The following is a 22,003-nucleotide window of genomic DNA, read 5'->3' as shown; positions in this document are numbered from 1 at the left end:
CGCTCGAGCCCGCCGGGTGCATCCACTTCGCAACGTCGCAGAAAGCAGGACAGCAGTGACCTCCAACTGGGCTGGCAACATCACCTTCGAGGCGGAGCGCGTCGCTGCCCCGACGAGCACGGCGGAAGTCAGCGAGGTGGTGCGCGCCGCCGTTGCTGCCGGGCAGTCGGTGCGGGCGCTCGGCAGCGGGCACTCGTTCAACCGGATCGCCGACTCGAGCGGGGTGCAGGTCTCAACGCGGGGGATGCGCAGCCCGCTGCGCATCGACGAGGACCGTCGGTGGGTGTCGATCGGTGCTGGCACCCGCTACGGCGAGCTCGCGATCGACCTGGCTGAGCACGGCCTGGCGCTCGCGAACCTCGCCTCCCTCCCGCACATCTCGATCGCCGGGGCGGTCGCGACAGGCACCCACGGGTCCGGAAACACCAACCGCAGCCTTGCCGCCGCCGTCGCGGCCATCGAGTTCGTCGCGGGAAACGGCGAGGTGGTCGTGCTGGAGCGCGGCGACGAGGGCTTCGACGGGGCCGTCGTCTCGCTGGGGGCCCTCGGAATCGTGACGCGCATCCGCCTCGACGTCGTGCCGCACTTCGAGGTGCGGCAGCGGGTCTTCGAGGACCTGCCGTTCGCGGCACTCCTCGAGAACTTCGACGAGATCACGGGCGCTGGCTACAGCGTGAGCGCCTTCACGACGTGGGCGGAGCCCGAGGTCATCGACCAGGTGTGGGTGAAGCAGCTCGCGAGCGAGCTCGCGCCGCGCGACTTCTACGGCGCGACGCCCGCGACCGAGGCGATGCACCCCATCCGTGGCGTGTCCGCCGTGGCCTGCAGTGAGCAGTTCGGTGTCGCCGGCCCCTGGTACGAGCGGCTGCCGCACTTCAAGCTGGAGTTCCAGCCGTCCAACGGGGCCGAGCTGCAGAGCGAGTACCTCATCCCGCGGCTCAGGGCGCAGGATGCGCTGCTCGCGCTCGCGGGTATCGCCGACCGCATCCGTCCCCACCTGCTTGTCAACGAGGTGCGCACGATTGCGCGCGACTCCCTCTGGCTGAGCCCCATGCACGGCAACGACGCTGTCGGCCTGCACTTCACGTGGAAGCAGGACCCGGAAGTGGCCGAGCTGCTGCCACTGCTCGATCAGATCTTCGAGCCGCTCGGCGGCCGCCCGCACTGGGGCAAGGTCTTCGATGAGCGGATCGACGTCGCCGAGCGGTACCCGCGCTTAGGTGACTTCCGGAAGCTCGTCGAGCGCTACGACCCGAACGGCGTCTTCGCGAACGACTTCACGCGGCGCGTGCTGCGGTAGGTCGGGCCTGGGTTGGGCCTGGGCGTTCGGGCTCTCGCTCGTCTGCGCGCGACCGCCCTTGACGAGGAGGTCTGGCCAACATCAGTGCAATATGGCCGCGTTTCGAGCCTTAGCGCTCGATCGGCCCATTTTTGCACTGATGTTGGTCAGCGGAGACTTCGCCTTCGCAGCGGCGCACCCACGATGCCTCGACTTTTCCTCTGTTGCGCTCTCACTCGATCGTGCTAATTTACATTTGTAAATTAGTTGTGATCGAGGAGAGCAATGACCCAGGAAGACGCGAGGTTCGTCCGTTCGAGGGCGGCGCTCATCGCCGCCGTCGTCGAGCTGCTCGACGAGGGAAACGACGCGGCTCAGCTCAGCATCACTGACATCGTCGGCCGGGCCGGCGTGAGCCGCCCCACGTTCTACAAGCACTTCGACGACACGGCCGCGCTCATCCGCGAGGCAGCCCTCCGCCGCTTGCAGGCGGCGTTCGAGCGCATCCCGAGCCTCGGCGACGACCCGTCGTGGCCGATGTTCGTGCGCGGAACGCTTCGCGCGCTGCTCCACGAGCTCGCCGTCGACGCCCCCTTCTACCGGGCCGCGCTCGAGACCAGCTTCGGCCTCCTCACGGGCGACGTCATCACGTACCTCGCGACGAGGCTCCTCGAGTCGTCGCCGCTCGGCCCGGTCATCCGCCGCCGCCCAGGCCCTGACACCCCGCGGGATCGCGCCGAGTTCCTCGCGGCCGGCGCCATGTGGCACGTCACGCGGTGGCTCTTCGCGGCGGCCGGTTCTGAGGCCGGGGGCGAGAGTTCGGCGGATGCACGCGCATCCATCGACGAGCTCGTCGAGCGCCTCTCCTCCCTGCTTCTCGCATCATCCGGCGCGACTGTCGCCGAGCTTGACGCCCTCCGCGTCGAGCACGTTCGTTCATAGGACTTCCCACGCACATGCGTTCTTTTTCTCTCCCCGACTTCGTGCGTACGCACCGGCGGACGCTCATCGTCATCGTCGGTATCGCGCTCATCCCTCTCATCTACGCGGGCTCGCTCATCTGGTCGAACGAGGACCCGACGCATCGCCTCGACCACATCAACGCGGCCATCGTGAACAGCGACCAGGCCGCGACCCCCGCAACGACATCCGACGGGGAGCCCGCCGAGGCCGTCGACCTGGGGGCGACGCTCACCGAGAAGCTCGTCGACAGCACCGAGTCGAACAACTTCAGCTGGCACGAGATGTCGGCGGAGGAGGCGCAGAGCGAGCTCGAGTCGGGCAAGGTGCTTGCCGTGCTCGACATTCCAGAAGGCTTTTCGGCTGCTGCCGTCTCGGCGGGCGGCGACAACCCGCTGGACGCGGCCATCGCGCGCCTGTCCATCACGACCAACGACGGCGCGAACATCATCGTCGGCAACATCGCCTCGACGGTCGGGACCACCGTCGCCGATGAGCTGGCGGCCGAGGTCTCCGACGAGTACCTCCGCAACGTCTACGTCGGGTTCACCGACATCCACGAGAGCGTCTCGGAGGCGGCCGACGGCGCGACAGAGCTGAACGACGGCGCCGAGCAGGCGCGCACTGGTTCAGGCGAGCTGGTCGTCGGTCTCAGTCAGCTGCGCGAGGGTGGGCTCACCCTCGCCGACGGCAGCGCGACGCTCGCCGACGGTGCGTCTCAGGTGGATGCTGGGGTGCAGCAGCTGAACACGGGCCTCGCGACCGCCAACTCGGGTGCGCAGGAGCTCAGCACGGGAGCGGCAACCGCGAACGCGGGCGCCCAGCAGCTCAACACAGGAGCTGCGACGGCGAACACCGGTGCTCAGGAGCTGAGCGCGAAGCTCGCAGAGGCGAGCTCCGGGGCGCAGGCGCTCAGTGCGGGAGCGGCGTCGGCCAATTCCGGCGCGCAGCAGCTGAGCGCGGGACTCGCCGAGCTGAACGCGCAGACCTCGGCTCTGCCGACGAAGCTCTCCGAGCTCAGCACGGGGGTGAGTGCGGTCAGTGGAGGTGCGACTGCCCTCTCCGAAGGGGCGACCACGCTGGCGACCGGCTCGCGAACCGTCGCGGACGGCGCCGAGTCGCTCAGCACGGGTGCCGACCAGGCGTATGCCGGTGCCCAGCAGCTGAGCACGGGGGCGACGGAGCTTGCTTCCGGTACGAGCCAGCTGAGCTCGGGACTCGACTCCCTCCTGGCGAACTACGACTCGCTCACCGACGAGCAGCGCAAGCAGACGCTTGGCGAGCTCGCGGCCGGCGGTCAGACCTTGGACTCGGGCGCTGGAACCCTCAGCGCGAGTGCCGCGACCCTGGCCGGCGACGAGGCGCAGGGTACGGGCCTGGCCGGGCTCCAGGCCGGCATCGCCCAGGTGGCGAGCGGCGCGACCTCTGCAGCAGACGGCGCGGACACGCTGCAGGCGAAGTCCTCGGAGCTCGCGACCGGCGCCGGGCAGGCTGCCGATGGGGTCTCCACGTTGAGCGACAAGCTCGACGAACTCGTCACCGCGGTGTCGACCGCGTCCACCGGCGCGACCGACCTTGCGAGCGGAACGCAGTCGCTTGCCGACGGAGCATCCACTCTCGCTTCGGGGACCCAGCAGCTCTCGACCGGCGCATCCACGCTCGCGACCGGAACGCAGGCGCTCGCCGACGGAACGTCGACGCTGGCGACCGGAACGCAGTCGCTCGCCGACGGCGCATCGTCGCTCGCGACGGGCAGGCAGACGCTCGCCGACGGCGCATCCACCCTCGCGCAGTCGACGCCGAAGCTCGCCTCCGGCGCATCCGACCTCTCGTCGGGCGCGACCACCCTCGCCGACGGAACGGCCGACGCCGAGTCGGGCGGCACCGAGCTGAACGAGGGCATCACGCAGCTCGCCGACGGCAGCAGGACGCTCGCCGACGGCCTCGACGACGGCGTGGCCGACATCCCCAGCTACACGGACGCGCAGGCCGATCACCTCGCCGGCGTCACCTCGGCGCCCGTCGAGATCACGAAGACGCGCCTCAACGAGGTGCCCGCCTACGGCTACGGCCTGGCGCCCTACTTCATGACGCTCGGCCTGTGGGTCGGGGCGCTCGCCTTCTACCTGATGTTCCCGCCGCTGCGGGAGCGCCTTGTGCTCGGACGCCAGCCGGCGATCGTCGTGGCCGTGCGCAGCTTCGCGCCTGGCGCGTTGCTCGGTGCCGTGCAGAGCCTGCTGATGCTCACGATCGTTCGCTTCGGTCTCGGCCTCGAACCCGCCGACATGCTCGGCCTCGTCGCGCTGGCGCTGCTCACGAGCGTCACGTTCGTCGCCGTCAACCAGGCCTTCAACGCGCTGCTCGGCCCTCCCGGACGCTTCCTCGCGCTCATCATGATCGTGCTCCAGCTCTCATCGGCCGGCGGCACCTACCCGGTCGAGACGGCGCCCGCGTTCTTCCAGCTCATCCACTCGTGGCTGCCGCTGAACTACGCCGTTACCGCGTTCCGCTCACTGGTCGCGGGAGGTTCGATCGGCATCGGGGAGGCGTACGGGATGCTCACCGTCTGGCTCGTCGCGGCCCTCACCCTCACGACGCTGTCGATCGTGCTCAAGCGGCGCAGGCACAGGCTGACTCCGGCAAGACCGGAGGCCGTTGGCGCTCGCGAGCTCGCACCGTCAATTTGAGGGCGAAGTCGCGAGGGGCCGCCTCCCCAGCCTCCGTGAGGCCCGGAACTTCGGGCTTCACGGAGGGTCCGCGGCAGGCCCTACCGGCAACTCGCCCTCAAATTGGCAGCGAGACTCGGCGCCTAGTTATTGGCCGCGTTGGCGGCGACGCTCGCCGCGACTGCGGCGTTGATGGTGATGGCGTTCATGGTGCGGGCGACTGCCGAGCTGGCCGCGCTGGCTCCCCAATCGCCTGCCTCGAGGGCTTTGGCGCGGTTGATGACGTCGGTCTCCCACGGGATCTCCCGGTGCAGCGTCGGCATCGATCCGCTTGCGGAGACGAGCGCCGCCAGGGCAGCGGTGCGCGCGTCGGGTTCGGCGCCGTCGATGAGCACGGCCTGCACTCGGCTCATGAGTGTGGATCGGCGTCCGGTGTCGCCCAGGCTGAGCGTCGTCTTGGGGATGAACCCGAACGTCTTGCCCTGCCCGCGGGTGAGGTCGCCGCGGAAGATGAGGCTCTCGAGCAGCTGGCCGCGTAGGCTCGGCCCGATGGCGGCGAGCATCCCTTGCACTTCGCGCCGCTTGCCCCGCGCGTACTCCCAGGCGGAGCGCAGGATCTCGTCCTCGGGCGCCTCATCGCCGACCGAGAGCACCAGCGTGCCGCGAAGCCCCGCCTTCTCGACTCCGATCTGATCGTTCAGGGCCAGCTCGGTGAGCACCGCGCCGCCGAGCACGTAGAAGAGTGTGCCCTCACCCCCGATCGTGCCGTCGTCCGGGTTGAAGAGCAGCAGCAGGAGGTCTTCCGCGAGCAGGGGCTGCGCCTCACTTGCGTGGTCGGTGTCGGTTCCGGTGTCGTCGGCGTTGTTGATGCGATCAGGCTGTTCCACAGTTCCCCCTGGCTGGTGCGCGAGTCGTCGTGCGCGCCAAGCTAGCATCCGAGCCTCAGGGTGGTGCTCGGCGAGGATCAGCCCTCCGCGCGGTCTCCGTACGCCGTGACGGACAGGAAACGGGCGGGCAGCTCGATGAGCTCTTCCGGGCCGTGCGGGCCTTCGCCGTCGAACTGCAGGGTGTCGCCCGGCCCCATCTCGTAGCGCGCGTCCCCGTGCCCGTAGGCCATCCGCCCTTCGAGCATGTAGAGCAGCTCGGTGCCTGGATGCTGGAAGAGGGGGAACACTTCGCTCGCCTCGGTGAGCGTCACGAGGACGGCTTCCATGCGCTTGTGCTGGCCGCGTAGGGCACCGAGGAGCTCGTAGAGGTGGCCAGAGCGTGAGCCGCGGCGAACGATCTGCGCGCCGTGTCCTGCCGGCACGTAGACGGCCTCACGGTCGGAGTCGACGCCGCGGAACAGCGCGGTGACGGGCACGTCGAGGCCGTGGGCGAGGCGCCCGAGGGTGGTGAGGCTGCAGGAGGTGAGGGCGTTCTCGATCTTCGAAAGCATGGCCTTCGAGATGCCGACCTTGTCGGCCATCTCGGCGACGGACATGCCGGTCGCGAGCCGGTACGCGCGCACCTGACCGGCTATGGCACGCTCGAGGTCGCCCGGCTGCGGGCCGACCGTGGCCGGGTCGATCTCGCGGTGCACGGACCCCACGCCGATCTCGTCGTGGTCGTGTGCGTCGCTCATGCCAGCCTCCGGGGTTTCGTTCCAGCCTAGCTTTTGCGTGCCCGGCTCCCCGCCCGTTTGGTGCTGGGGAGGCCTGCCCGTAGCGTTGCAGGCATGGGGAGACCGAGTGGAGGCGCCGAGCGGAACTGGCTGTGGCGCGTCGCGTTGAGGGCGGGGCTGCTCGCGGTCATCGGCGGTATCCTCGCCTACATGCTGCTCGTCTTTCCGGGTGCGGCGGCCGGATCGAGCGTTGATCGCGACACAGCAGAGGGAGCTCGCCTCGCTAGCACGCTCATCGCGGTTGCGTACGCGTGCATCGCCGCTGCCGTAGCGCTCGGCGTCTGGCTGGCGCTCGACGTGACGAGGGCCATCGCGCTGAGCCTGCGCCCGTCGCTGCTCTGGGTCGCGTCGGTCGGGGTCCTGGCGGCATCCGCCTGCGCGGCCCTGAGCGTGGCCGTCATCGTGAACGGTCTCGTCGCGGGCATCGGCGTGGATGCCGACCAGACCAAGTACTGGGGGAGCACTGGTGCGATCATCGGCGACGCCTTTGCGTTTGCCTGCCTCCCGTTCGTGCTGACGACCGGCGTGGCACTGGCGTTCTGGACGACCCGCACCGCAACGAAACTTGACCGCCACGCGAAACCCGCCAGGAGTAGCGTGGCTGCGTGACTACGCCTACGTTCAATGAGCTTCTGACCACCCAGATCGGCAACGAGTTCGCGGCATCGCAGCAGTACATTGCGATCGCCGTGTGGTTCGACAACCACGACCTCCCGCAGCTCGCTGCGCACTTCTACCAGCAGTCGGTGGAAGAGCGGAACCACGCGATGATGCTTGTGCAGTACCGGCTCGACCGCGACCTCGGCGTCACGATTCCGGGCGTCGCGGCTCCCAAGACCGACTTCGCCGACGTCGTTGAGCCCATCGCGCTCGCGCTCGCGCAGGAGCAGGAGGTGACCTCGCAGATCGAGGCGCTCTTCCGCGCGGCTCGCGCGGAAGGCGACGCGATCGGCGAGCAGGCCATGCTGTGGTTCCTCAAGGAGCAGGTCGAGGAGGTCGCCTCGATGTCGACGCTCGTCACGATCGCGAAGCGCGCAGGCGACAACCTCTTCGACATCGAGAACTTCATCGCCCGCGAGACCATCGGCGACGGTGGCCAGGATGCGGATGCTCCTGCCGCGGCCGGCGGCGCACTCTAAGCAGTCGCACTCGCGAGTCGCCCCAAAGGGTCGTCATTCACGCGCAATGACGACCCTTTGGGGCGACTCGTGGATGTCGCCGCTCGTCAGGCTCGCCCGCGTACCCTGAAGCGGTGCATCCCGAATCATCGACGAAGGCCGCGCGTGCGCAGCTGACCGAGCTTGCAGAGCGTGCCGCTGCCGGGCGAGAGCCCGCCGTGCCGCTGTCGCCCGTCGACGAGCGGATCGTGCGCGTCTCGCGCTCCGCGGCTGTGCTGATCCTGTTCGGGATGCTCGACACACTTCCCAGCGACCGCGACGCGCAGGCCGGCGCGGTCTCCCGCGACCTCGACGTGCTGTTGCTCGCTCGCGCGTCCACGCTCCGCTCGCATCCGGGGCAGGTCGCGTTCCCTGGTGGTCGTGTCGACCCCGAGGACCGTGACGTGGTCGCCGCCGCGATCCGGGAGGCGGTGGAGGAGACGGGGCTCGACGCCGACGGCATCGACGTGCTCGGCCCGCTCGAGCCTGTTCCGCTCACCTATTCGCGGCACCTCGTGACGCCGGTGCTCGCTTGGTGGCGGCGCGCTTCATCGGTCGGGGTCGTGGATGAGGCTGAGTCGGCCGCCGTGTTCCGTGCGCCGGTCGCCGACCTCCTGAACCCCGCGAACCGCGGCAGCACCGTGCTTCGACGGGATGGGGAGGAGTGGCGGGGTCCGGGCTTCTTGGTCAGGAACGACACCGGCGAGCACCTCGTCTGGGGTTTCACGGCGATGCTGCTCGACGGCATCTTCGACCGTCTCGGCTGGACCGAGCCGTGGGACGAGTCGCAGGAATTCGAGCTGCCCGAGGGCTAAGTCGTGCCCGCCCGCCCGCGCGCTCACTCGCAGCCGCAGGACCTTCGGATGATGAGCTCGCCTCTCGGCCGTTCGTCTGGGATGACGCCGGCGCCGAGGAGTCGCAGGACGGCCTGTTCGGCAAGCTCGGCCGTCGGCTGGGCGAGCGTCGTCAGCGCGGGCCACGCGTATTCGGCGTCTTCCGTGCCGTCGAACGAGACGACGGCAACGTCGTTCGGGATGCCGACGCCCGCTTCGTGGAGGGCGCGCATCGCGCCGATCGCCAGCTGGTCTGAGCTCATGAAGACCGCGTCGACCTGGGCGCTCGCAGCGGCGAGGTTGCGCCCGGCGAGGTAGCCGGAGCGGCGCTCGAAGTCTGCGGGGAACACGAGTCCGGGCTCGAGGCCAGCGGATGCGAGCTCGGCCGTCCAGCCGTCGTAGCGGGCGTCCTTCGTTGATCCGACAAATGCGATCCTGCGGTAGCCGTGCTCGATCAGGTGCCTGGTGGCATCGCGGGCGCCCTGCTCGAGGTCGACTCCGACGCCCATGGCGCCGGGAATGGGGTGGGGGTTGTTGAGGCTTGCCCAGCGGATGCCGAGCGCGTCGAAGGCGGTGACTTCGCTGGGCCGCACGATCGACGCGACGAGGAAGCCATCGACCTGCCGAGACGCGAGCGAGTTCGCGAGCGCGATCGCCTGCTTGTCGTCGTCGTGCGAGTTCACGACGAGCACGGCGTACCCCTCGCGCGAGGCCACGCTCTCGACCTGCTGGCAGAGCTCCGACCAGAACGGGTTGGTGGTGTCAGGCACGATGATGCCGATGAGTCGGGCGGAGCCCATCTTGAGGGCGCGCGCGGCGGCGTTCGGCGTGTAGCCGAGGAGGCGCACGGATTCGCGTACCCGCGCTGCTGTCGCTGGCGCGACGGGGGCCTTGCCGTTGAGCGTGTAGGTGACCACGGCGTCACTGACTCCCGCGTGGCGCGCGACGTCTCGGCGCGTGACCTTGCGGGGTGCACCTTCAGACATCACTACTCCTCGTTCACTCGCGTCGATCCTACGTTCGATGCGGGCGTCCGATCGCTCGGACGCCCGCATCTCTTTCTGACGAGGCCCTAGGCCCGCGCTGCGTCCGCGCTGAGCGCGCCGAGCTCGGCGGGTGCATCGCCGAAGTCGTTGATCGGGAGGCGCTCGCCCCCGGCGAGGGCCGAGCGGTGGGCGACGATCCCCGGCAGCGTGAAGCGCGCAGCCACCCAGGCGTTGACGGGTGGGAGCGTGCGGTTGTTGACGGCGGTGACGAAGTCGTCGACGAGGAAGTGGTGACTGCCCTCGTGGCCGTTGTGCACGCCAGCGAACTCGGCGGGGAGACGAGAAGTGTCGTGCACCTTGGAGTGTCCGGAGACGAAGGCGTCGCGCAGTGCGGGGGAGACGTGCGCGAGCGAGGGGTCGTCGGCATCCGCTGTCGCGTCGGTCTTGATGAGGTCGGAGACGTCCGTGACGCCTTCCTTGTCCTGCCACACGGCGACTTCCGCGAGCTGCTCGAAGCTGCCCTCGGTGCCGAAGTAGCGGAATCGGCTTTCGCGGATGTGCGAGGGGTAGCCGACTCGGCGCATCTCGTTGATGCGCATCGATCCGCCTTCGGAGAGCTCGAAGAGCGCCGTGGCGTTGGAGAAGTTGTTGTCGAACATGCTGATCTCGCGGTCGAAGACTCCGTCCTCGCGGTCGTCGACAACCCCGATGCAGCTGACGCTCGTCGCGTGGCCGGGGATGGCGCCGAGGACGCCGCCGATGGAGTGCGTCGGGTAGAGCATTGGCGGGTAGCTCGCGGTGCGCTTCCATTCGGCGCCGCCCGAGTAGGCGTACGCGTCGTAGAAGCCGAGGTCCATGTCGTGGACGTAGTCGCCCTCGGCGTAGAAGATGCGCCCGAACTTCCCGTCGGCCAGCTGGTTGCGGGCGTAGATCGTCGCCGGGTTGTAGTAGCTCGTCTCTCCCATCATGTAGGTGAGCCCGGTCTCGCGGACCGCCTCGATGATGGCGGCGATCTCTTCTTCCTCAATCGCCATGGGCACGGCGGAGTAGACGTGCTTGCCGGCTCGGAGCGCTTGGAGGACAAGCGGGCCGTGCGTCCAGCGCTGCGTGAAGAGCGCGATCGCGTCGATCGAGTCGTCTGCGAGGAGAGCCTCGAAGCTCTCGGCGGTGCCGTCGAGCTCGGCGGAGGTGTTGAGCGCGTCTGCGCGCTCGGGCAGCACATCCGTGACGACGATCTTGTCGACGCCGGGGTGGAGTTTGAAGAGTGTGGCGAACTGGCCGGCGAACTGACCAGCTCCGACGATTCCCAGGGACAGCGACATTGGTGACCTTTCAAGGTGACGTGAGATCCCGGACTCCACCACGGCGGGGAGGCGGGCAACGACCTGAAGCATCCCACGACTATTTACTCGAGTCAACAAGAAATCCGAGCTGATTATTGGTCCTTGCGCAGAACTATTTACTCGCATAAATTGTCGGCAGATAGCGATGGAGCCATCCGCGTTCTTGCGGTCGGCCGGATCCATCGCCCACACGAAGGAATGACAATGAAGTCTCGCGCTACTCCCGTCGCGGCAGCCTCCGTCGCCGCGACCCTCCTCTTGGCCATGACCGGATGCAGCAGCGGCACCGACTCGGGCGGCACCACCATCGAGTTCCAGACGAACGCATCCGTCGACTCGAAGCTCATGGTTGCGCTCGAGGAGGTGACCGCGGCCTTCGAGGAGGCGAACCCCGGCGTCATGATCGACCTGGTCGCACCGAGCTCCCAGTACGAAGCAGACATGAAGGTGCGCCTCGCGGCCGGGGATGCCCCCGACATCTTCGCGACGCACGGCTGGTCGCTGCTTCGGTACAGCGAGTTCCTCGAGCCGCTGCAGGACGAGGCGTGGGCGGCGAACTTCAACCCGGCCCTCGACTCGGCCATGCGCAACGACGCTGGCGAGTTCTTCGCGCTCCCCATCGACACCGACGTCGCCGGCATCATCTACAACGCGGATGTGCTCGAGGCGGCAGGCGTCGACCCCGCCTCGATCGCGACCTGGGACGACTTCGCCGAGGCCGCAGCTTCCGTCGAGGCGAGCGGGATAGCCCCGATCGCCGTCTCCGGCAAGGACAGCGGCCCGGCAGGCAACCTCGCCGACTGGATCGTCGCCGGCGCCTACACGCCAGAGCAGCTCGACGAGCTGAGCGCAGGCACGTTCGTGGATGCACCGTACGCGTCGACGCTCGAGCTCATCGACGGCTGGCGCACGGCGGGCTACTTCAACCCCGACTACTCGTCCGCGACGTCCGACGACGTCTCGCGGTCACTCGCCGACGGCAACACAGCCTTCGTCTTCAGCCAGAACCAGGCGGCCAACAACGCCCTGCAGTACAACCCGGACGCGAACCTCGGCTTCATGCCCGTCCCTGCGCTCACTGAGGCGGACCCGTACCTGGTCGGCGGCGAGTTCAACGCCTTCGGCATCTCGAAGAGCAGCGAGCACGTCGACGAGGCGAAGGCGTACCTCGCGTTCCTCGCGCAGCCGGAGAACATCACGGTGCTGGCTGGGGCCGTTGGCAACCTTCCAGGGCTCACGGATGCATCCGCCGACCTCGGGCCGCTGCAGGAATCCTTCGACGCCCACGTCATCTCGGGTTCGGCGCCGCTCGTCCCCTACTTCGACCGCGTCTACCTGCCGAACGGCATGTGGAACACGATGGTGACGACGGCCGACTCGATCATCACGGGCCAGTCGACGGTCGACCAGGCAGTGAGCCAGGTGGACGCCGACTTCCAGAGCCTGTGGGGTCAGAGCTGAGCGGCGAGCGGATGCTGAGAGGAGACCTCCATGAGCTCCCTTGAGACTGCGAAACCGCCCGTCACCTCACCCGTCACGTCGCCCGTCACGTCGCCTGTCAAGGCCCCGAAGCTGAGGCGCACGCGGGGCTCCTCCCCGCTCGCGGGGGCGGGAATGAACCTGCTCTACGTGCCAGCCCTGCTGCTCTTCGCCGTGTTCACCCTCTATCCGCTCGTCACAGGTGCCGCGATCTCGTTCACCAACTGGAACGGGTACAGCGCGGACCGCAGCGACGTCGGCTTCGCGAACTACGCCAGGCTCTTCCAGGACGAGACGTTCCGACTTGTCCTCATCAACACCTTCATCTACGGCTTCGGATCCACCGTCATCCAGCAGGTGCTCGGCCTCGGGCTCGCCCTTGCGCTCGACCAGAAGGTGCGCGGCCGCAACCTGGCAAGGGCGATCATCTACCTGCCCGTGCTGGTCTCGCCGGTCGTCATGGGCACCATGTACTACCTGCTGTTCCAGTACAACAACGGGGCCTTCAACGACATCGTCGTCGGGCTGGGCGGGGAGCGCGTCGCCTGGCTCAGCGACTCGGGTGCAGCGATCGCGATCATCGTCCTCGTCAACTCGCTGCAGTTCGTGGGCGTCTCGATGATCATCTACCTCGCAGGGCTGCAGTCGATCCCAACCGAGCTCTACGAAGCATCCACCCTCGACGGTGCTGGCTACTGGAAGCAGTTCTGGCACATCACGCTGCCCCTGCTGCAGCCCGCGTTCGCGACGAGCATCGTCCTGAACCTCATCGGCGGTCTGAAGCTCTTCGACGTGATCGTCGTGCTGACCGGCGGTGGCCCCGGCTACTCGACCAACTCGGTCTCCACGCTGATCGGCGTCGCCTACTTCGAGAACCAGAGCGCCGGCTATGCCTCCGGCATGGGCATCGTGCTGTTCCTCGTGATCGTGCTCTTCACCCTGGTGCTTAACACCGTGCTCAATCGACGACGACTGGACCGCCCATGACTGCCACGACCGTGACCGAAACGAAGGTTGACGAGCAGGCGCCACCCGTCAAACCGCCACGCAGTCGTGGTGGCGCGCGCGGGCCCAGTCGCCCGAAGCGCACGAATCGCGCTTGGGGTGCCGCACTCGGCCTGGGCGGCGTGCTCATCGTCGCCTCCGCCGTGCAGCTGCTGCCGTTCTTCATCGCCGTCACGACGGCGTTCAAGGAGCGCACCGACCGCTCCTCGCAGTGGCTGTTCCCGACGACCGACATCTTCTTCGGCAACTTCGCCATCGCCGTCGAGAGCGGCAACATCCTGCGAGCCATCGGCAACAGCATCATCGTCACCGGAGTCTCGACGCTGCTCGTCTGCATCCTCGGGGCGCTCGCCGCCTATCCGCTCGCCAGGCGGGCCTCGACGCTCAACAGCATCGTGTCGTTCGGCGTGCTCGGTCTGATCATGGTGCCGCCGCTGTCGATCCTCGTGCCGCTCTACACGCTGCTCAACCAGATGGGGGCCCTGAACACGTACTGGGGTGCGATTCTCGTGATGGTCACGCACCAGCTGCCGCTGAGCATCTTCCTCTACACGGCGTTCATGCGCTCGCTGCCGCAATCGGTGGAAGAGGCGGCGACAATCGATGGGGCGAACCGACTCCAGATCCTCTTCCTGGTCGTGTTCCCGATGCTCAAGCCGGTCACGGCGACCGTCGTGATCCTCACCGGGGTCGCCGTGTGGAACGAGTTCGCGATCTCCGGCTACATCCTCACGTCGCCCGAGATGCAGACCATCGCCCCCGCGATCGCCTCGTTCTTCTCCGTGCAGAGCAGCAACCTGCCCGCAGCTGCCGCCGCGTCGCTCCTGGCGGTGCTGCCGGTGCTTGTTGCCTACCTTTTCCTGCAGAAGTACTTCATCAAGGGCATGGTCGCGGGCTCCGAGAAGTAGGGCTCGGGATGCGCGGGGCAGGTGAGAGAGCACCCGCCGCGCGCATCCGTCTGCTCAGGCCGCGCCCCCGTTTGCGTAGATGGTCTGCCCGTTGACCCAGCGGCCGGGGCCGGCGAGGAACGCGATGACCTCGGCGATGTCCTCCGGGCCGCCTGACGCTGTCCGCAAATCCGCCATTGATTTGAGTACGTGACGCGCTAATCTGCAGATCAGCATCTCGATCCCCCAGGGTGCCCCGTGATCGAGATGGACTCCTTGAATGCCCGGACTCTCGCGACGCCAGTTCCTCGTCCACAGCGCGCTCCTCGCTGCCGCAACCGGACTCGCGCCTTCCATCCTCGGACCGAAGCTCCGCGACCTGGTCCCCGCCTCCGAAGTGCCGTCGACGCTGCTGCAGACGATCAGGCAGGGGGCGGTCGTCTCGGGGAAGTACCGACGCCTGACCACGGGGCCAGGTGAGCCGTACATCCCACGACTGGATGTGCTGGGGCGCGCACCGGGGAGCGGGCGCGCGGCATCGCGTCGCTCGCTGCTCTACCTCGGCCACCTCTCCGATCTGCACGTCATCGACGCGCAGTCGCCAGCCCGCATCGAACCGATGATCGTGCAGGACCACTCGGCGTGGGGTTCGGCGTTTCACCCGCAGGACCCGCTGAGCGTGCACGCGACGGCCGCCATGGTCTCCGCATTCTCTGACGCTCGCTTCAGCCCCCTCACCGGGGCGCCGATGGGTGCCGCAATCGTCACGGGCGACAGCGCCGACATGCACTCGAGTCTGGAATTGCGCTGGTACATCGATTTGATGGATGGGCTGCCCGTCAGCGCGGCCAGTGGCGGTGCGGGGTTCCACGGCGTCCAGGCCTGGCAGGAGGCGCAGTGGGCGTATCGGCCCGGCGACCCGAGTGGCGGTGCGTTTGGCGACTATGGGTTCCCGCGCATCCCGGATCTGCTGGCGCAGGCGATCGCGAAACCAGTCGAATCCGTCGGTCTCCCCGCACCCTGGTACGCCGTCTACGGCAACCACGACACGCTCCTGCTCGGCACGTTCGGGCTGACCACGCAGATGCGGGCGCTCGCGGTCGGCGGCAGCAAGTCGCACACGCTTGAGGGCACCGCGACCGACATGCTCGGCGGCTACGCGGCGAGTGGTGGGGTTCTGCAGCAGGCGGTTGATGCGCTTGGTCTTGCATTCGGACGCCGTGGGTTCACATCCGTGCCCGCGAATCCGGAGCGGTTCTTGTTCGAGCAGCGCGAGTTCATGGCGGAGCACTTCGTGACGGAGGCGGCCCCTGGGCCCGTCGGGCACGGGTTCACCCAACACAACCTCGAGTCGGGGGAGACATGGTGGAAGGCCGACCTGACCCCTGGCATCCGCCTCTTCGGCCTCGACACCTGCAACTCCGTCGCCGGCCCGGACGGGGCCGTCCCTGATGTGCAGTTCAAGTGGCTCGAGGCCGAGCTGCAGAAGGCGCAGGCCGAGCACAAGCTGGTGCTCATCTCGAGCCACCACAACAGTCTCACCTTGGAGAATCGCGCCAAGCGTCCCGGGAGCAGCGAGGTCCTGCACGGGGCGGACGAGTTCGTGGCGATGCTCCTCCGCTACCCGGCCGTCGTCGCCTGGTTGAACGGGCACACGCACCTCAACCAGATCCTCGCGCACCGGACGCAGGGCGCCAGCGAGCAGGCCGGTGGCTTCTGGGAGATCACGACGGCCTCCTGCATCGACTTCCCGCAGCAACAGCAGGTGGTTGAGCTCGTCGACAATCGCGACGGGACGCTCTCGGTTTTCACGACGGTGCTCGACCATGCCTCCCCGGCAGTGCCGGGCTCCAGCGGCAGTGTGAGCGACTTGGCGTCGCGGAGCAGGGAACTTGCGTCCAATGACTGGGCCGAGACGCCACTTATGCGCCTCGGCTCGCCGCTCGATCGGAACACCGAATTGCTCCTGCCCGCTCCCTTCGATCTGTCGAGCGTGACGGACGCCGACCTCGAGGCGCAGCAGCTCGTGGCCAGGGCGCGCATCGCCGCGTACGAAGAGGCGAGAGGGCTGTGATGCGCGGCGGGCTTCGAGGTTCGCGGGCGGCCGCGCGGATCCTCGCTCGGAGGCGAGCATCTGCCGTTGCCGGGCTCGTGGCTGCGGCCGCTCTCCTCGGCGTCGGGCTCGCCGGATGCTCCCAGGTCGAAGCGGTCGCCCCGGTTGGCGGCGGGCACGAGGCTGAGGTCCGCTACGCGGGCATCGACGTGCTGCTGGATGCTGGAGTCGAGGTTCTTGTCGCCCCGGTGTGTGAGGCGAACGATGGCGCCGTGAACTGCACAGGCGAGAGCGTCGACGGCGAGGCGATCACGTTCACGTCGAGCAAGGCGGATGCGACGAGCGTGCAGGTCACGGTCGGTGAGACGCAGCTCTACTCGGGGTCGATCATGGATGTGCTCGACGACGCGGCGAGGGCAACATCGTGAGGCGCGCATCCGGGCGTCGGGGCGCATGGTTGCTCGTTGTGTCGGTTGTCGTCGGCAACGCCGCGTTGCAGGCAGCCACCACGCTGCCGGCGGTGACGCCGGGAAGCTCGCTGTCGTTCTGGGCGCTCGCGGCGACCTCCGGGGTCAGCGTGGTCCTCGCGCTCGCCGCGGTCCTTGGCCGAATGCGTGCCATGGAGCTGGGGGCTTCAGCTGGCTCCGCCAACTTGGGTGACGTGGAGGAACGCGAGATTTCCGGTGACAGGCCAGGGCGATTTGCGGCCTCATCGGCACTCTTCGCGCTTCTTGTCACCCTAATTGTCGGCCTCGCGGCGGTGCTCTGGAGCCCGCTCGTGCTGCTGACGGTGCCGCTCGGGCTGATCGCAGCAGCATCCTGGGTTGCCACCGGCGGCGTGTATCGCGGGCTCCGTGTCTTCACTCGGCGGCCTTGGGCCGCGGCGATGCTCGCCGTGCTGAGCGTCGGCGTCGTCGCGCTCCTCTGGCTCGGCGCGCTGTTCTCCGGCTTCTTCATCGCGGGCTGGTTCTCAGCGCTTGTCACCTGGCTCGCGTTCGGCTTCGTCGGGACCGGGCTACTCGCGACGTGGTCCAGGCTCATGAAGCCTCGACCGGCCTAGCTCGCCCGGCCTAGCCTCGATCGCGTTCGTTCGACCGGGCCCGCTCGACGTGCTTAGTCTCGAGGTGGCTTTCTCGCTTCCGGATGGGTTGCAAGCCATCCCGAGGTGAGAAGCCCATCCCGAAACTGAGCGCGGCGGCGCCCGGCGGGCGGGCTGGCGCGGGCTAGAAGATCATGGGGCGGTCGTCGTCGAGGGAGGTCTCGAGGTCGAGTTCCACGACGACGGGCACGTGGTCACTCGGGCCGTCGCCCTTGCGCTCGTCGCGCTCGATGGATGCATCCACGACGAGGTCGTCGAACTCCTGGTTTCCGAGGATGAAGTCGATGCGCATGCCCTCGTTGCGGGGGAAGCGCAGCGACTTGTAGTCCCAGTATGTGTAGCCCTCGATGCCGCGCGAGCGCACGGTGTCGACGAAGCCGGCCTCGAGGAACGCCTCGAAGGCGGCTCGCTCTGGCGCCGAGACGTGGGTCGAGTCGACAAACGCGGCGAGGTCCCACACGTCGATGTCGAGCGGCGCGATGTTGAAGTCACCCATGAGGGCGAGCGGGGTGTCTGGATGCGCCTGGCGCCACGTGGTCATGTCGGCGAGCAGCGCCTTCAGCCACGCGAGCTTGTACGGGTAGTGGTCGTTGGTGAGCTCGCGGCCGTTCGGGACGTACAGCGACCACAGGCGCACATCTTCGACGGTCACGCCGAGTGCGCGGGCTTCGAGGGGGAGCGTGCCCTCCGGGGTGGCCTTGCCGAAGCCGGGCATGTCGGCGAACGTGATCTCGGGGTCGCTCATGGGGAGGCGGCTCGCGAAGGCGACGCCGTTCCACTGGCTGAGGCCGTGGATCTCGAGCTCGTAGCCGGCCTCCTCGAAGACTTCCCGGGGGAACTGCTCCGGCTTGCACTTGATCTCCTGCATCGCGAGCACGTCGATGTCGGCGCGCACCATCCAGTCGATGACTCGGCCCGAACGGGCCCGGATGGAGTTGACGTTCCAGGTGGCGATGCGCATGGCATCCAGGCTATCGCCAGACCTCTCCCTGCCCGCTCCGAGCGGAGTGCTTGACGCAAACCAGTTTGTAACGCAAACTGGTTTGCATGGACACCAATGGACGCCAGATCCCATCCGACGCCAGCGCTCCGCAGGCCGGCGACGACGACCGGGCCCTCGCGCCGAGCGAGATGCTGGCCCTCATGCAAGGTCAGCAGCGCGCCACGCGCAACCGCCTCGACCGTGCGCTCTACATCCTCCTCGCCACCTGGGCCATCGCCTGGTTCGTCGGCTTCCTGGCGCTCTGGAGCGCGGAGGACGGCGGCGCGAACCCGCTGCTCCGCATCCCGACCGCGACAGCCTTCGTCGTCTTCGGCGCGCTCATGATCGTCGGCATCATCGTGTCAGTCGTCTCCGGTATCTCGATGGGCCGAGGGATGCGGGGCCGCAGCAACACCGCGGGCATGCTCTACGGCTTCTCGTGGTCGATCTCGATGATGGGCGCCTGGTTCTTCGCTGCCTCGCTGTTGCGTCAGGTTCAGGACCCTGCCCTCGCGCCGCTCCTCATGCCTGGCATCTTCGTCATCACGATCGGCGTGCTCTACATGGCGGGCGCCGCGATGTCGCGCTCCGGGGCCCAGTTCGCGCTCGGAGTCGCCGTCATCGTGCTCGCTGTTGTCGCGACGGCGCTCGGAGCCCCGACCCACTACCTCGTCTACGGCACGGTCGGTCCGCTCATCTTCATCACGTTCATCGTCTTGCTCCGTACTGGAGCCATCTCGAGCGAACCGAGTCTCCGGGACGGGGCGCGAGCATGAGCGACGCGAGCACCGACCTGGACCCGATCATCCACGCGCCCGCCCGTCTGCGCATCATGACAACCCTCGCCGAGAGCCTCGACGACGGCGATGAGATGACGTTCCAGAAGCTGCGCGGCCTCCTCGACATGACTGCCGGCAACCTCACGACGCACCTCTCGAAGCTCGAGGACGCCGGCTACGTCGTCATCGACAAGGCCTTCTCGGGCCGCAAGCCCATCACCTACCTGACCATCAGCCCCGCCGGTCGAGCCGCGTTTCGCAGCTACCGGACGGCGCTCCTGAAACTCCTCGGAGGCTGACATGAACGCACAGCCGACCGGCGCGCAGCCGGCCACCATCGTCCGGGTCGACGACGTCGTCAAGCGCTTCGGCACACAGGTGGCGCTCGACGGGGTCTCCTTGGATGTCGCAGCCGGCGAGTGCGTCGGCCTCCTCGGCCCGAACGGCGCTGGGAAGACGACCCTGCTGTCGCTGCTGCTCGGCCTGCGGTCGCCGACCACCGGAACGGTGCGCCTCTTCGGCGGTGACCCGCTCGACGTCCGCACGCGGACCAGGGTCGGCTCGACACCGCAGGCCAGTGCGCTCCCGGAGGCGCTCAAGGTGGGAGAGGTGCTCGACTACGTCGCCGCGCACTTCCCGAAGCCTGCCGCCAGAGGTGGGCTCGTGGATGCCTTCGACCTCGGCCCGCTGCTCGGCAAGCAGTGCGGCTCGCTGTCGGGCGGGCAGCAGCGGCGGCTCGCGGTTGCGCTCGCATTCGTCGGCGACCCGGAGCTTGTCCTGCTCGACGAGCCCACGACGGGCCTCGATGTCGACGCCAGACGCAGCCTCTGGGACGCGCTCCGCGCCAAGCACCTGGCCGGCTGCGCTGTGATCGTCACGAGCCACCACCTCGAGGAGATCGAGCAGCTCGCCGAGCGCGTGGTGGTCATCGATCACGGCACGGTCATCACCGACGGCAGCCTCGCATCGGTTGTCGGCAGCGTCTCTCGCAGGAGGGTGACGATGCGGGGAGTGGATGCGGCCCGCATCCACGCCATCGACGCGGACGCGCTGACCGAGGCAGCGGATGCGGGGCTCGTGACGGCGCTCGTGCGCGACTCTGACGCGTTCATCCGCTCGCTCGTCGCATCCGGCGCACCCTTCACCGACCTGACGGTGCGCGGGGCGACGCTGGAGGAGGCCTTCCTCGCGATGACGCAGAATTCCCAGGCCTCGCAACTCGGCAAGAACTCCCAGAACAGGAGCTGAGGACCATGTCAACTGCAGCACTCATCGCCATGCACGTGAAGTACTCGCTCATCGAGACGGCGCGCGTGCCCATCGCCATCATCGGGTCGCTCGTGTTCCCGACGCTCGCGTTCTGCTTCTTCGTGCTGCCGCAGCGCGCAATCGCCGAGGATCCGACCATCGCGACGCAGGCGGTCGCGTCGATGATCGTGTTCGCGTTCATGACCAACGGGCTCTTCAGTCTCGGCCTCGACCTGGCCGAGCAGCGCTCGAAGCCGTGGGTGCCGTACCTGCGCACGCTGCCGGGGAAACCATCGGCGCGTATCGCGGGGCTCGTCATCGGCACGCTTGTCATGGCGGTCGTCTCGATCATTCCGCTGCTCATCGTCGGGGGCCTCTTCACGGCGGCTTCGCCCACGTTCATGCAGGTGGTGCTCGGCCTCGTCGCGGTGGTGCTCACGGCGGTTCCCTCTGCCCTCATCGGGGCCATCGTCGGCACAACCGCCGGGCCGAAGGCGGCGATCGCGATCACCCAGGTACTCATGTTCCTGCTCGCGTTCGGCGGTGGCCTCTTCCTCCCGCCCATGATGTTCCCCGGCTGGCTGGATGCGGCCTCGAAGGTGTTGCCGGTGCGCCAGGCGCGAGAGGTGGTCATCGCGGTGGTCTCTGGCGGGGAGTTCCCGACGTGGGCGCTCTTCGGCCTGCTGGCGTGGACTGCGGTACTCGGCTTCCTGGCCGTCTTCTTCTACAAGCGTGACGAGGGTCGGAAGTTCTCGTAAGCCTGAGGCCAACCGGCTCCGGATGGAGGGCCCGCCCAGTCTCGTTCCCTAGCGTCGGGTCATGGACACCGCAGGGGAAATGACCGTGACAGTGCCGCAGGCCGTGTTCCTGCTGGCTCTTGACGATGAGACGGGGAGGCCGCTCGTCGACAGGTCTGCTCTGGCGCAGGTGCTGTCGGCGGCGGGCCTCGTCGAGCTGATCATGCTCGGCAGACTCCGCATCGCGGGCCAGGCGGGCGCCGAATCGGGGGTGGACGCTGACGCCAAGCCCGGCACGTTCGTCGCGGTTGGTCAGCCCCTCGACCCGGCTGGCGCTGATGCCGACCTCGAGGCGCTGGTCGAAACAGCCGTGGGCCGCAAGCCCGACTCGGCCGTGAAGCTCATCGTCGGCTTCGGCGGCCCGAAGTCGGAGGCGACGAAGCTCAGGGAGGGCATCGCCGAGGAGTTCGTGGACGCGGGTGTGCTCGGCCACGAGGAGAAGAAGTTCCTCGGCGGTACCTTCTCGGAGCGCTGGCCGCGCGGCGAGAACGCGCAGCTCGAGGACTCCATCCAGGCGGAAGCCCGGGCGCTTCTCACGGGTGACGCCGATCCGCGTGAGGCAGACCGGGTCGCCGCGGCCCTCGCCCTCCTTCACGCGGTGCGAGCACTGCCGCGCGTGTTCCCTGACCTCGACCGTGCATCCATTTCGAAGCGCGCCGAGGAGCTGGTCGACGCGGCCGCAGTGGCGGGAGAGCTCGGCGCCATGATCCGCGAGGCGCAACTCGTGATGCTCGCGACCGTCTCGACCCTCGTCATCACGACGCGAGACTGACGCCCCGCCCCGCCC

General features: G+C 68.2%; 23 protein-coding genes. 17 read left to right on the top strand and 6 right to left on the bottom strand.

Annotation, left to right across the window (positions count from 1 at the left end):
* Positions 1-55 precede the first annotated feature (55 nt).
* The 3 genes from C5B85_RS15435 to C5B85_RS15425 all read left to right on the top strand — a co-directional run bounded on the left by C5B85_RS15435 (position 56) and on the right by C5B85_RS15425 (position 4,926).
* A complete protein-coding gene (locus C5B85_RS15435; protein ID WP_104286909.1) occupies positions 56-1,300 on the top strand; it encodes an FAD-binding protein in 1,245 nt (414 codons plus the stop codon).
* 264 nt (positions 1,301-1,564) lie between these two features.
* On the top strand, positions 1,565-2,221 hold the full coding sequence (locus C5B85_RS15430; protein ID WP_104286908.1) for a TetR/AcrR family transcriptional regulator: 657 nt from the start codon (positions 1,565-1,567) through the stop codon (positions 2,219-2,221).
* 14 nt (positions 2,222-2,235) lie between these two features.
* The gene (locus C5B85_RS15425; RefSeq protein ID WP_104286907.1) at positions 2,236-4,926 is read left to right on the top strand and encodes a YhgE/Pip domain-containing protein; all 2,691 of its coding nucleotides are present in this window, start codon (positions 2,236-2,238) and stop codon (positions 4,924-4,926) included.
* 122 nt (positions 4,927-5,048) lie between these two features.
* Here the strand turns inward: C5B85_RS15425 and C5B85_RS15420 are convergent, their stop codons facing one another.
* Both C5B85_RS15420 and C5B85_RS15415 read right to left on the bottom strand, forming a co-directional pair.
* Positions 5,049-5,792 carry a GPP34 family phosphoprotein gene (locus C5B85_RS15420; protein ID WP_258070836.1) on the bottom strand — a complete coding sequence of 248 codons (744 nt, stop codon included), beginning with the start codon at positions 5,790-5,792 and terminating at the stop codon, positions 5,049-5,051.
* A gap of 77 nt (positions 5,793-5,869) precedes the next feature.
* Positions 5,870-6,529 (bottom strand): XRE family transcriptional regulator, encoded by a 660-nt coding sequence (locus C5B85_RS15415; protein ID WP_104286905.1) that lies wholly within the window; start codon positions 6,527-6,529, stop codon positions 5,870-5,872.
* Between the two features lie 93 nt (positions 6,530-6,622).
* Between C5B85_RS15415 and C5B85_RS15410 the strand changes: the two genes are divergently transcribed.
* From C5B85_RS15410 to C5B85_RS15400, 3 genes are all read left to right on the top strand, one after another.
* Positions 6,623-7,177, top strand: a complete 555-nt coding sequence (locus C5B85_RS15410) for a hypothetical protein (RefSeq protein WP_146077980.1) — start codon at positions 6,623-6,625, stop codon at positions 7,175-7,177.
* Positions 7,174-7,707, top strand: a complete 534-nt coding sequence (locus tag C5B85_RS15405) for a ferritin (RefSeq protein ID WP_104286903.1) — start codon at positions 7,174-7,176, stop codon at positions 7,705-7,707. Before C5B85_RS15410 ends, C5B85_RS15405 begins: the two co-directional genes overlap by 4 nt.
* Before the next feature lie 113 nt (positions 7,708-7,820).
* Positions 7,821-8,540, top strand: coding sequence for an NUDIX hydrolase (locus tag C5B85_RS15400; RefSeq protein WP_374953105.1), 720 nt, complete (start codon positions 7,821-7,823; stop codon positions 8,538-8,540).
* 23 nt (positions 8,541-8,563) lie between these two features.
* Here the strand turns inward: C5B85_RS15400 and C5B85_RS15395 are convergent, their stop codons facing one another.
* Together C5B85_RS15395 and C5B85_RS15390 are read right to left on the bottom strand one after the other, a co-directional pair.
* Positions 8,564-9,544, bottom strand: coding sequence for a LacI family DNA-binding transcriptional regulator (locus C5B85_RS15395; RefSeq protein WP_104286902.1), 981 nt, complete (start codon positions 9,542-9,544; stop codon positions 8,564-8,566).
* Between the two features lie 86 nt (positions 9,545-9,630).
* A complete protein-coding gene (locus tag C5B85_RS15390) occupies positions 9,631-10,866 on the bottom strand; it encodes a Gfo/Idh/MocA family protein (protein ID WP_104286901.1) in 1,236 nt (411 codons plus the stop codon).
* 225 nt (positions 10,867-11,091) lie between these two features.
* Between C5B85_RS15390 and C5B85_RS15385 the strand changes: the two genes are divergently transcribed.
* Genes C5B85_RS15385 through C5B85_RS15375 form a run of 3 tightly spaced genes read left to right on the top strand, consistent with a single transcriptional unit; the run spans position 11,092 to position 14,279 of the window.
* Positions 11,092-12,348, top strand: a complete 1,257-nt coding sequence (locus C5B85_RS15385) for an ABC transporter substrate-binding protein (protein ID WP_181064466.1) — start codon at positions 11,092-11,094, stop codon at positions 12,346-12,348.
* A gap of 30 nt (positions 12,349-12,378) precedes the next feature.
* Positions 12,379-13,353, top strand: a complete 975-nt coding sequence (locus C5B85_RS15380) for a carbohydrate ABC transporter permease (protein WP_219819425.1) — start codon at positions 12,379-12,381, stop codon at positions 13,351-13,353.
* Complete coding sequence (locus tag C5B85_RS15375) at positions 13,350-14,279, top strand: carbohydrate ABC transporter permease (RefSeq protein WP_104286898.1); 930 nt, start codon at positions 13,350-13,352, stop codon at positions 14,277-14,279. The genes C5B85_RS15380 and C5B85_RS15375 overlap by 4 nt, the downstream gene beginning before the upstream one ends.
* A gap of 54 nt (positions 14,280-14,333) precedes the next feature.
* Here the strand turns inward: C5B85_RS15375 and C5B85_RS19600 are convergent, their stop codons facing one another.
* Positions 14,334-14,456 carry a hypothetical protein gene (locus C5B85_RS19600; protein WP_258070834.1) on the bottom strand — a complete coding sequence of 41 codons (123 nt, stop codon included), beginning with the start codon at positions 14,454-14,456 and terminating at the stop codon, positions 14,334-14,336.
* A gap of 82 nt (positions 14,457-14,538) precedes the next feature.
* Between C5B85_RS19600 and C5B85_RS15365 the strand changes: the two genes are divergently transcribed.
* From C5B85_RS15365 to C5B85_RS15355, 3 genes are all read left to right on the top strand, one after another.
* Positions 14,539-16,332 carry a TIGR03767 family metallophosphoesterase gene (locus C5B85_RS15365; RefSeq protein WP_104286897.1) on the top strand — a complete coding sequence of 598 codons (1,794 nt, stop codon included), beginning with the start codon at positions 14,539-14,541 and terminating at the stop codon, positions 16,330-16,332.
* A 77-nt stretch (positions 16,333-16,409) separates the two neighbouring features.
* Positions 16,410-16,739: a hypothetical protein gene (locus C5B85_RS15360; protein WP_146077979.1), complete on the top strand. Its 330-nt coding sequence runs from the start codon at positions 16,410-16,412 to the stop codon at positions 16,737-16,739.
* Complete coding sequence (locus tag C5B85_RS15355; protein WP_146077978.1) at positions 16,736-17,371, top strand: hypothetical protein; 636 nt, start codon at positions 16,736-16,738, stop codon at positions 17,369-17,371. Before C5B85_RS15360 ends, C5B85_RS15355 begins: the two co-directional genes overlap by 4 nt.
* A 163-nt stretch (positions 17,372-17,534) precedes the next feature.
* Here C5B85_RS15355 and C5B85_RS15350 read toward each other — a convergent pair whose 3' ends face one another.
* Positions 17,535-18,371 carry an exodeoxyribonuclease III gene (locus C5B85_RS15350; protein WP_104286894.1) on the bottom strand — a complete coding sequence of 279 codons (837 nt, stop codon included), beginning with the start codon at positions 18,369-18,371 and terminating at the stop codon, positions 17,535-17,537.
* Positions 18,372-18,457: 86 nt separating this feature from the next.
* Between C5B85_RS15350 and C5B85_RS15345 the strand changes: the two genes are divergently transcribed.
* The 5 genes from C5B85_RS15345 to C5B85_RS15325 all read left to right on the top strand — a co-directional run bounded on the left by C5B85_RS15345 (position 18,458) and on the right by C5B85_RS15325 (position 21,988).
* The gene (locus C5B85_RS15345) at positions 18,458-19,168 is read left to right on the top strand and encodes a hypothetical protein (RefSeq protein WP_104286893.1); all 711 of its coding nucleotides are present in this window, start codon (positions 18,458-18,460) and stop codon (positions 19,166-19,168) included.
* Positions 19,165-19,470: a transcriptional regulator gene (locus tag C5B85_RS15340; RefSeq protein WP_104286892.1), complete on the top strand. Its 306-nt coding sequence runs from the start codon at positions 19,165-19,167 to the stop codon at positions 19,468-19,470. The genes C5B85_RS15345 and C5B85_RS15340 overlap by 4 nt, the downstream gene beginning before the upstream one ends.
* Position 19,471: 1 nt before the next feature.
* A complete protein-coding gene (locus tag C5B85_RS15335) occupies positions 19,472-20,419 on the top strand; it encodes an ABC transporter ATP-binding protein (protein WP_104286891.1) in 948 nt (315 codons plus the stop codon).
* 5 nt (positions 20,420-20,424) lie between these two features.
* Positions 20,425-21,177 carry an ABC transporter permease gene (locus C5B85_RS15330; protein ID WP_104286890.1) on the top strand — a complete coding sequence of 251 codons (753 nt, stop codon included), beginning with the start codon at positions 20,425-20,427 and terminating at the stop codon, positions 21,175-21,177.
* A 61-nt stretch (positions 21,178-21,238) separates the two neighbouring features.
* Complete coding sequence (locus C5B85_RS15325) at positions 21,239-21,988, top strand: GPP34 family phosphoprotein (protein ID WP_104286889.1); 750 nt, start codon at positions 21,239-21,241, stop codon at positions 21,986-21,988.
* Positions 21,989-22,003 lie beyond the last annotated feature (15 nt).

It is taken from the genome of Pseudoclavibacter sp. AY1F1, assembly GCF_002931075.1.
GTDB lineage: Bacteria > Actinomycetota > Actinomycetes > Actinomycetales > Microbacteriaceae > Pseudoclavibacter.
The sequence above is the reverse complement of the archived record's forward strand: the minus strand, read 5'-3'. Positions and strand labels throughout refer to the sequence as shown.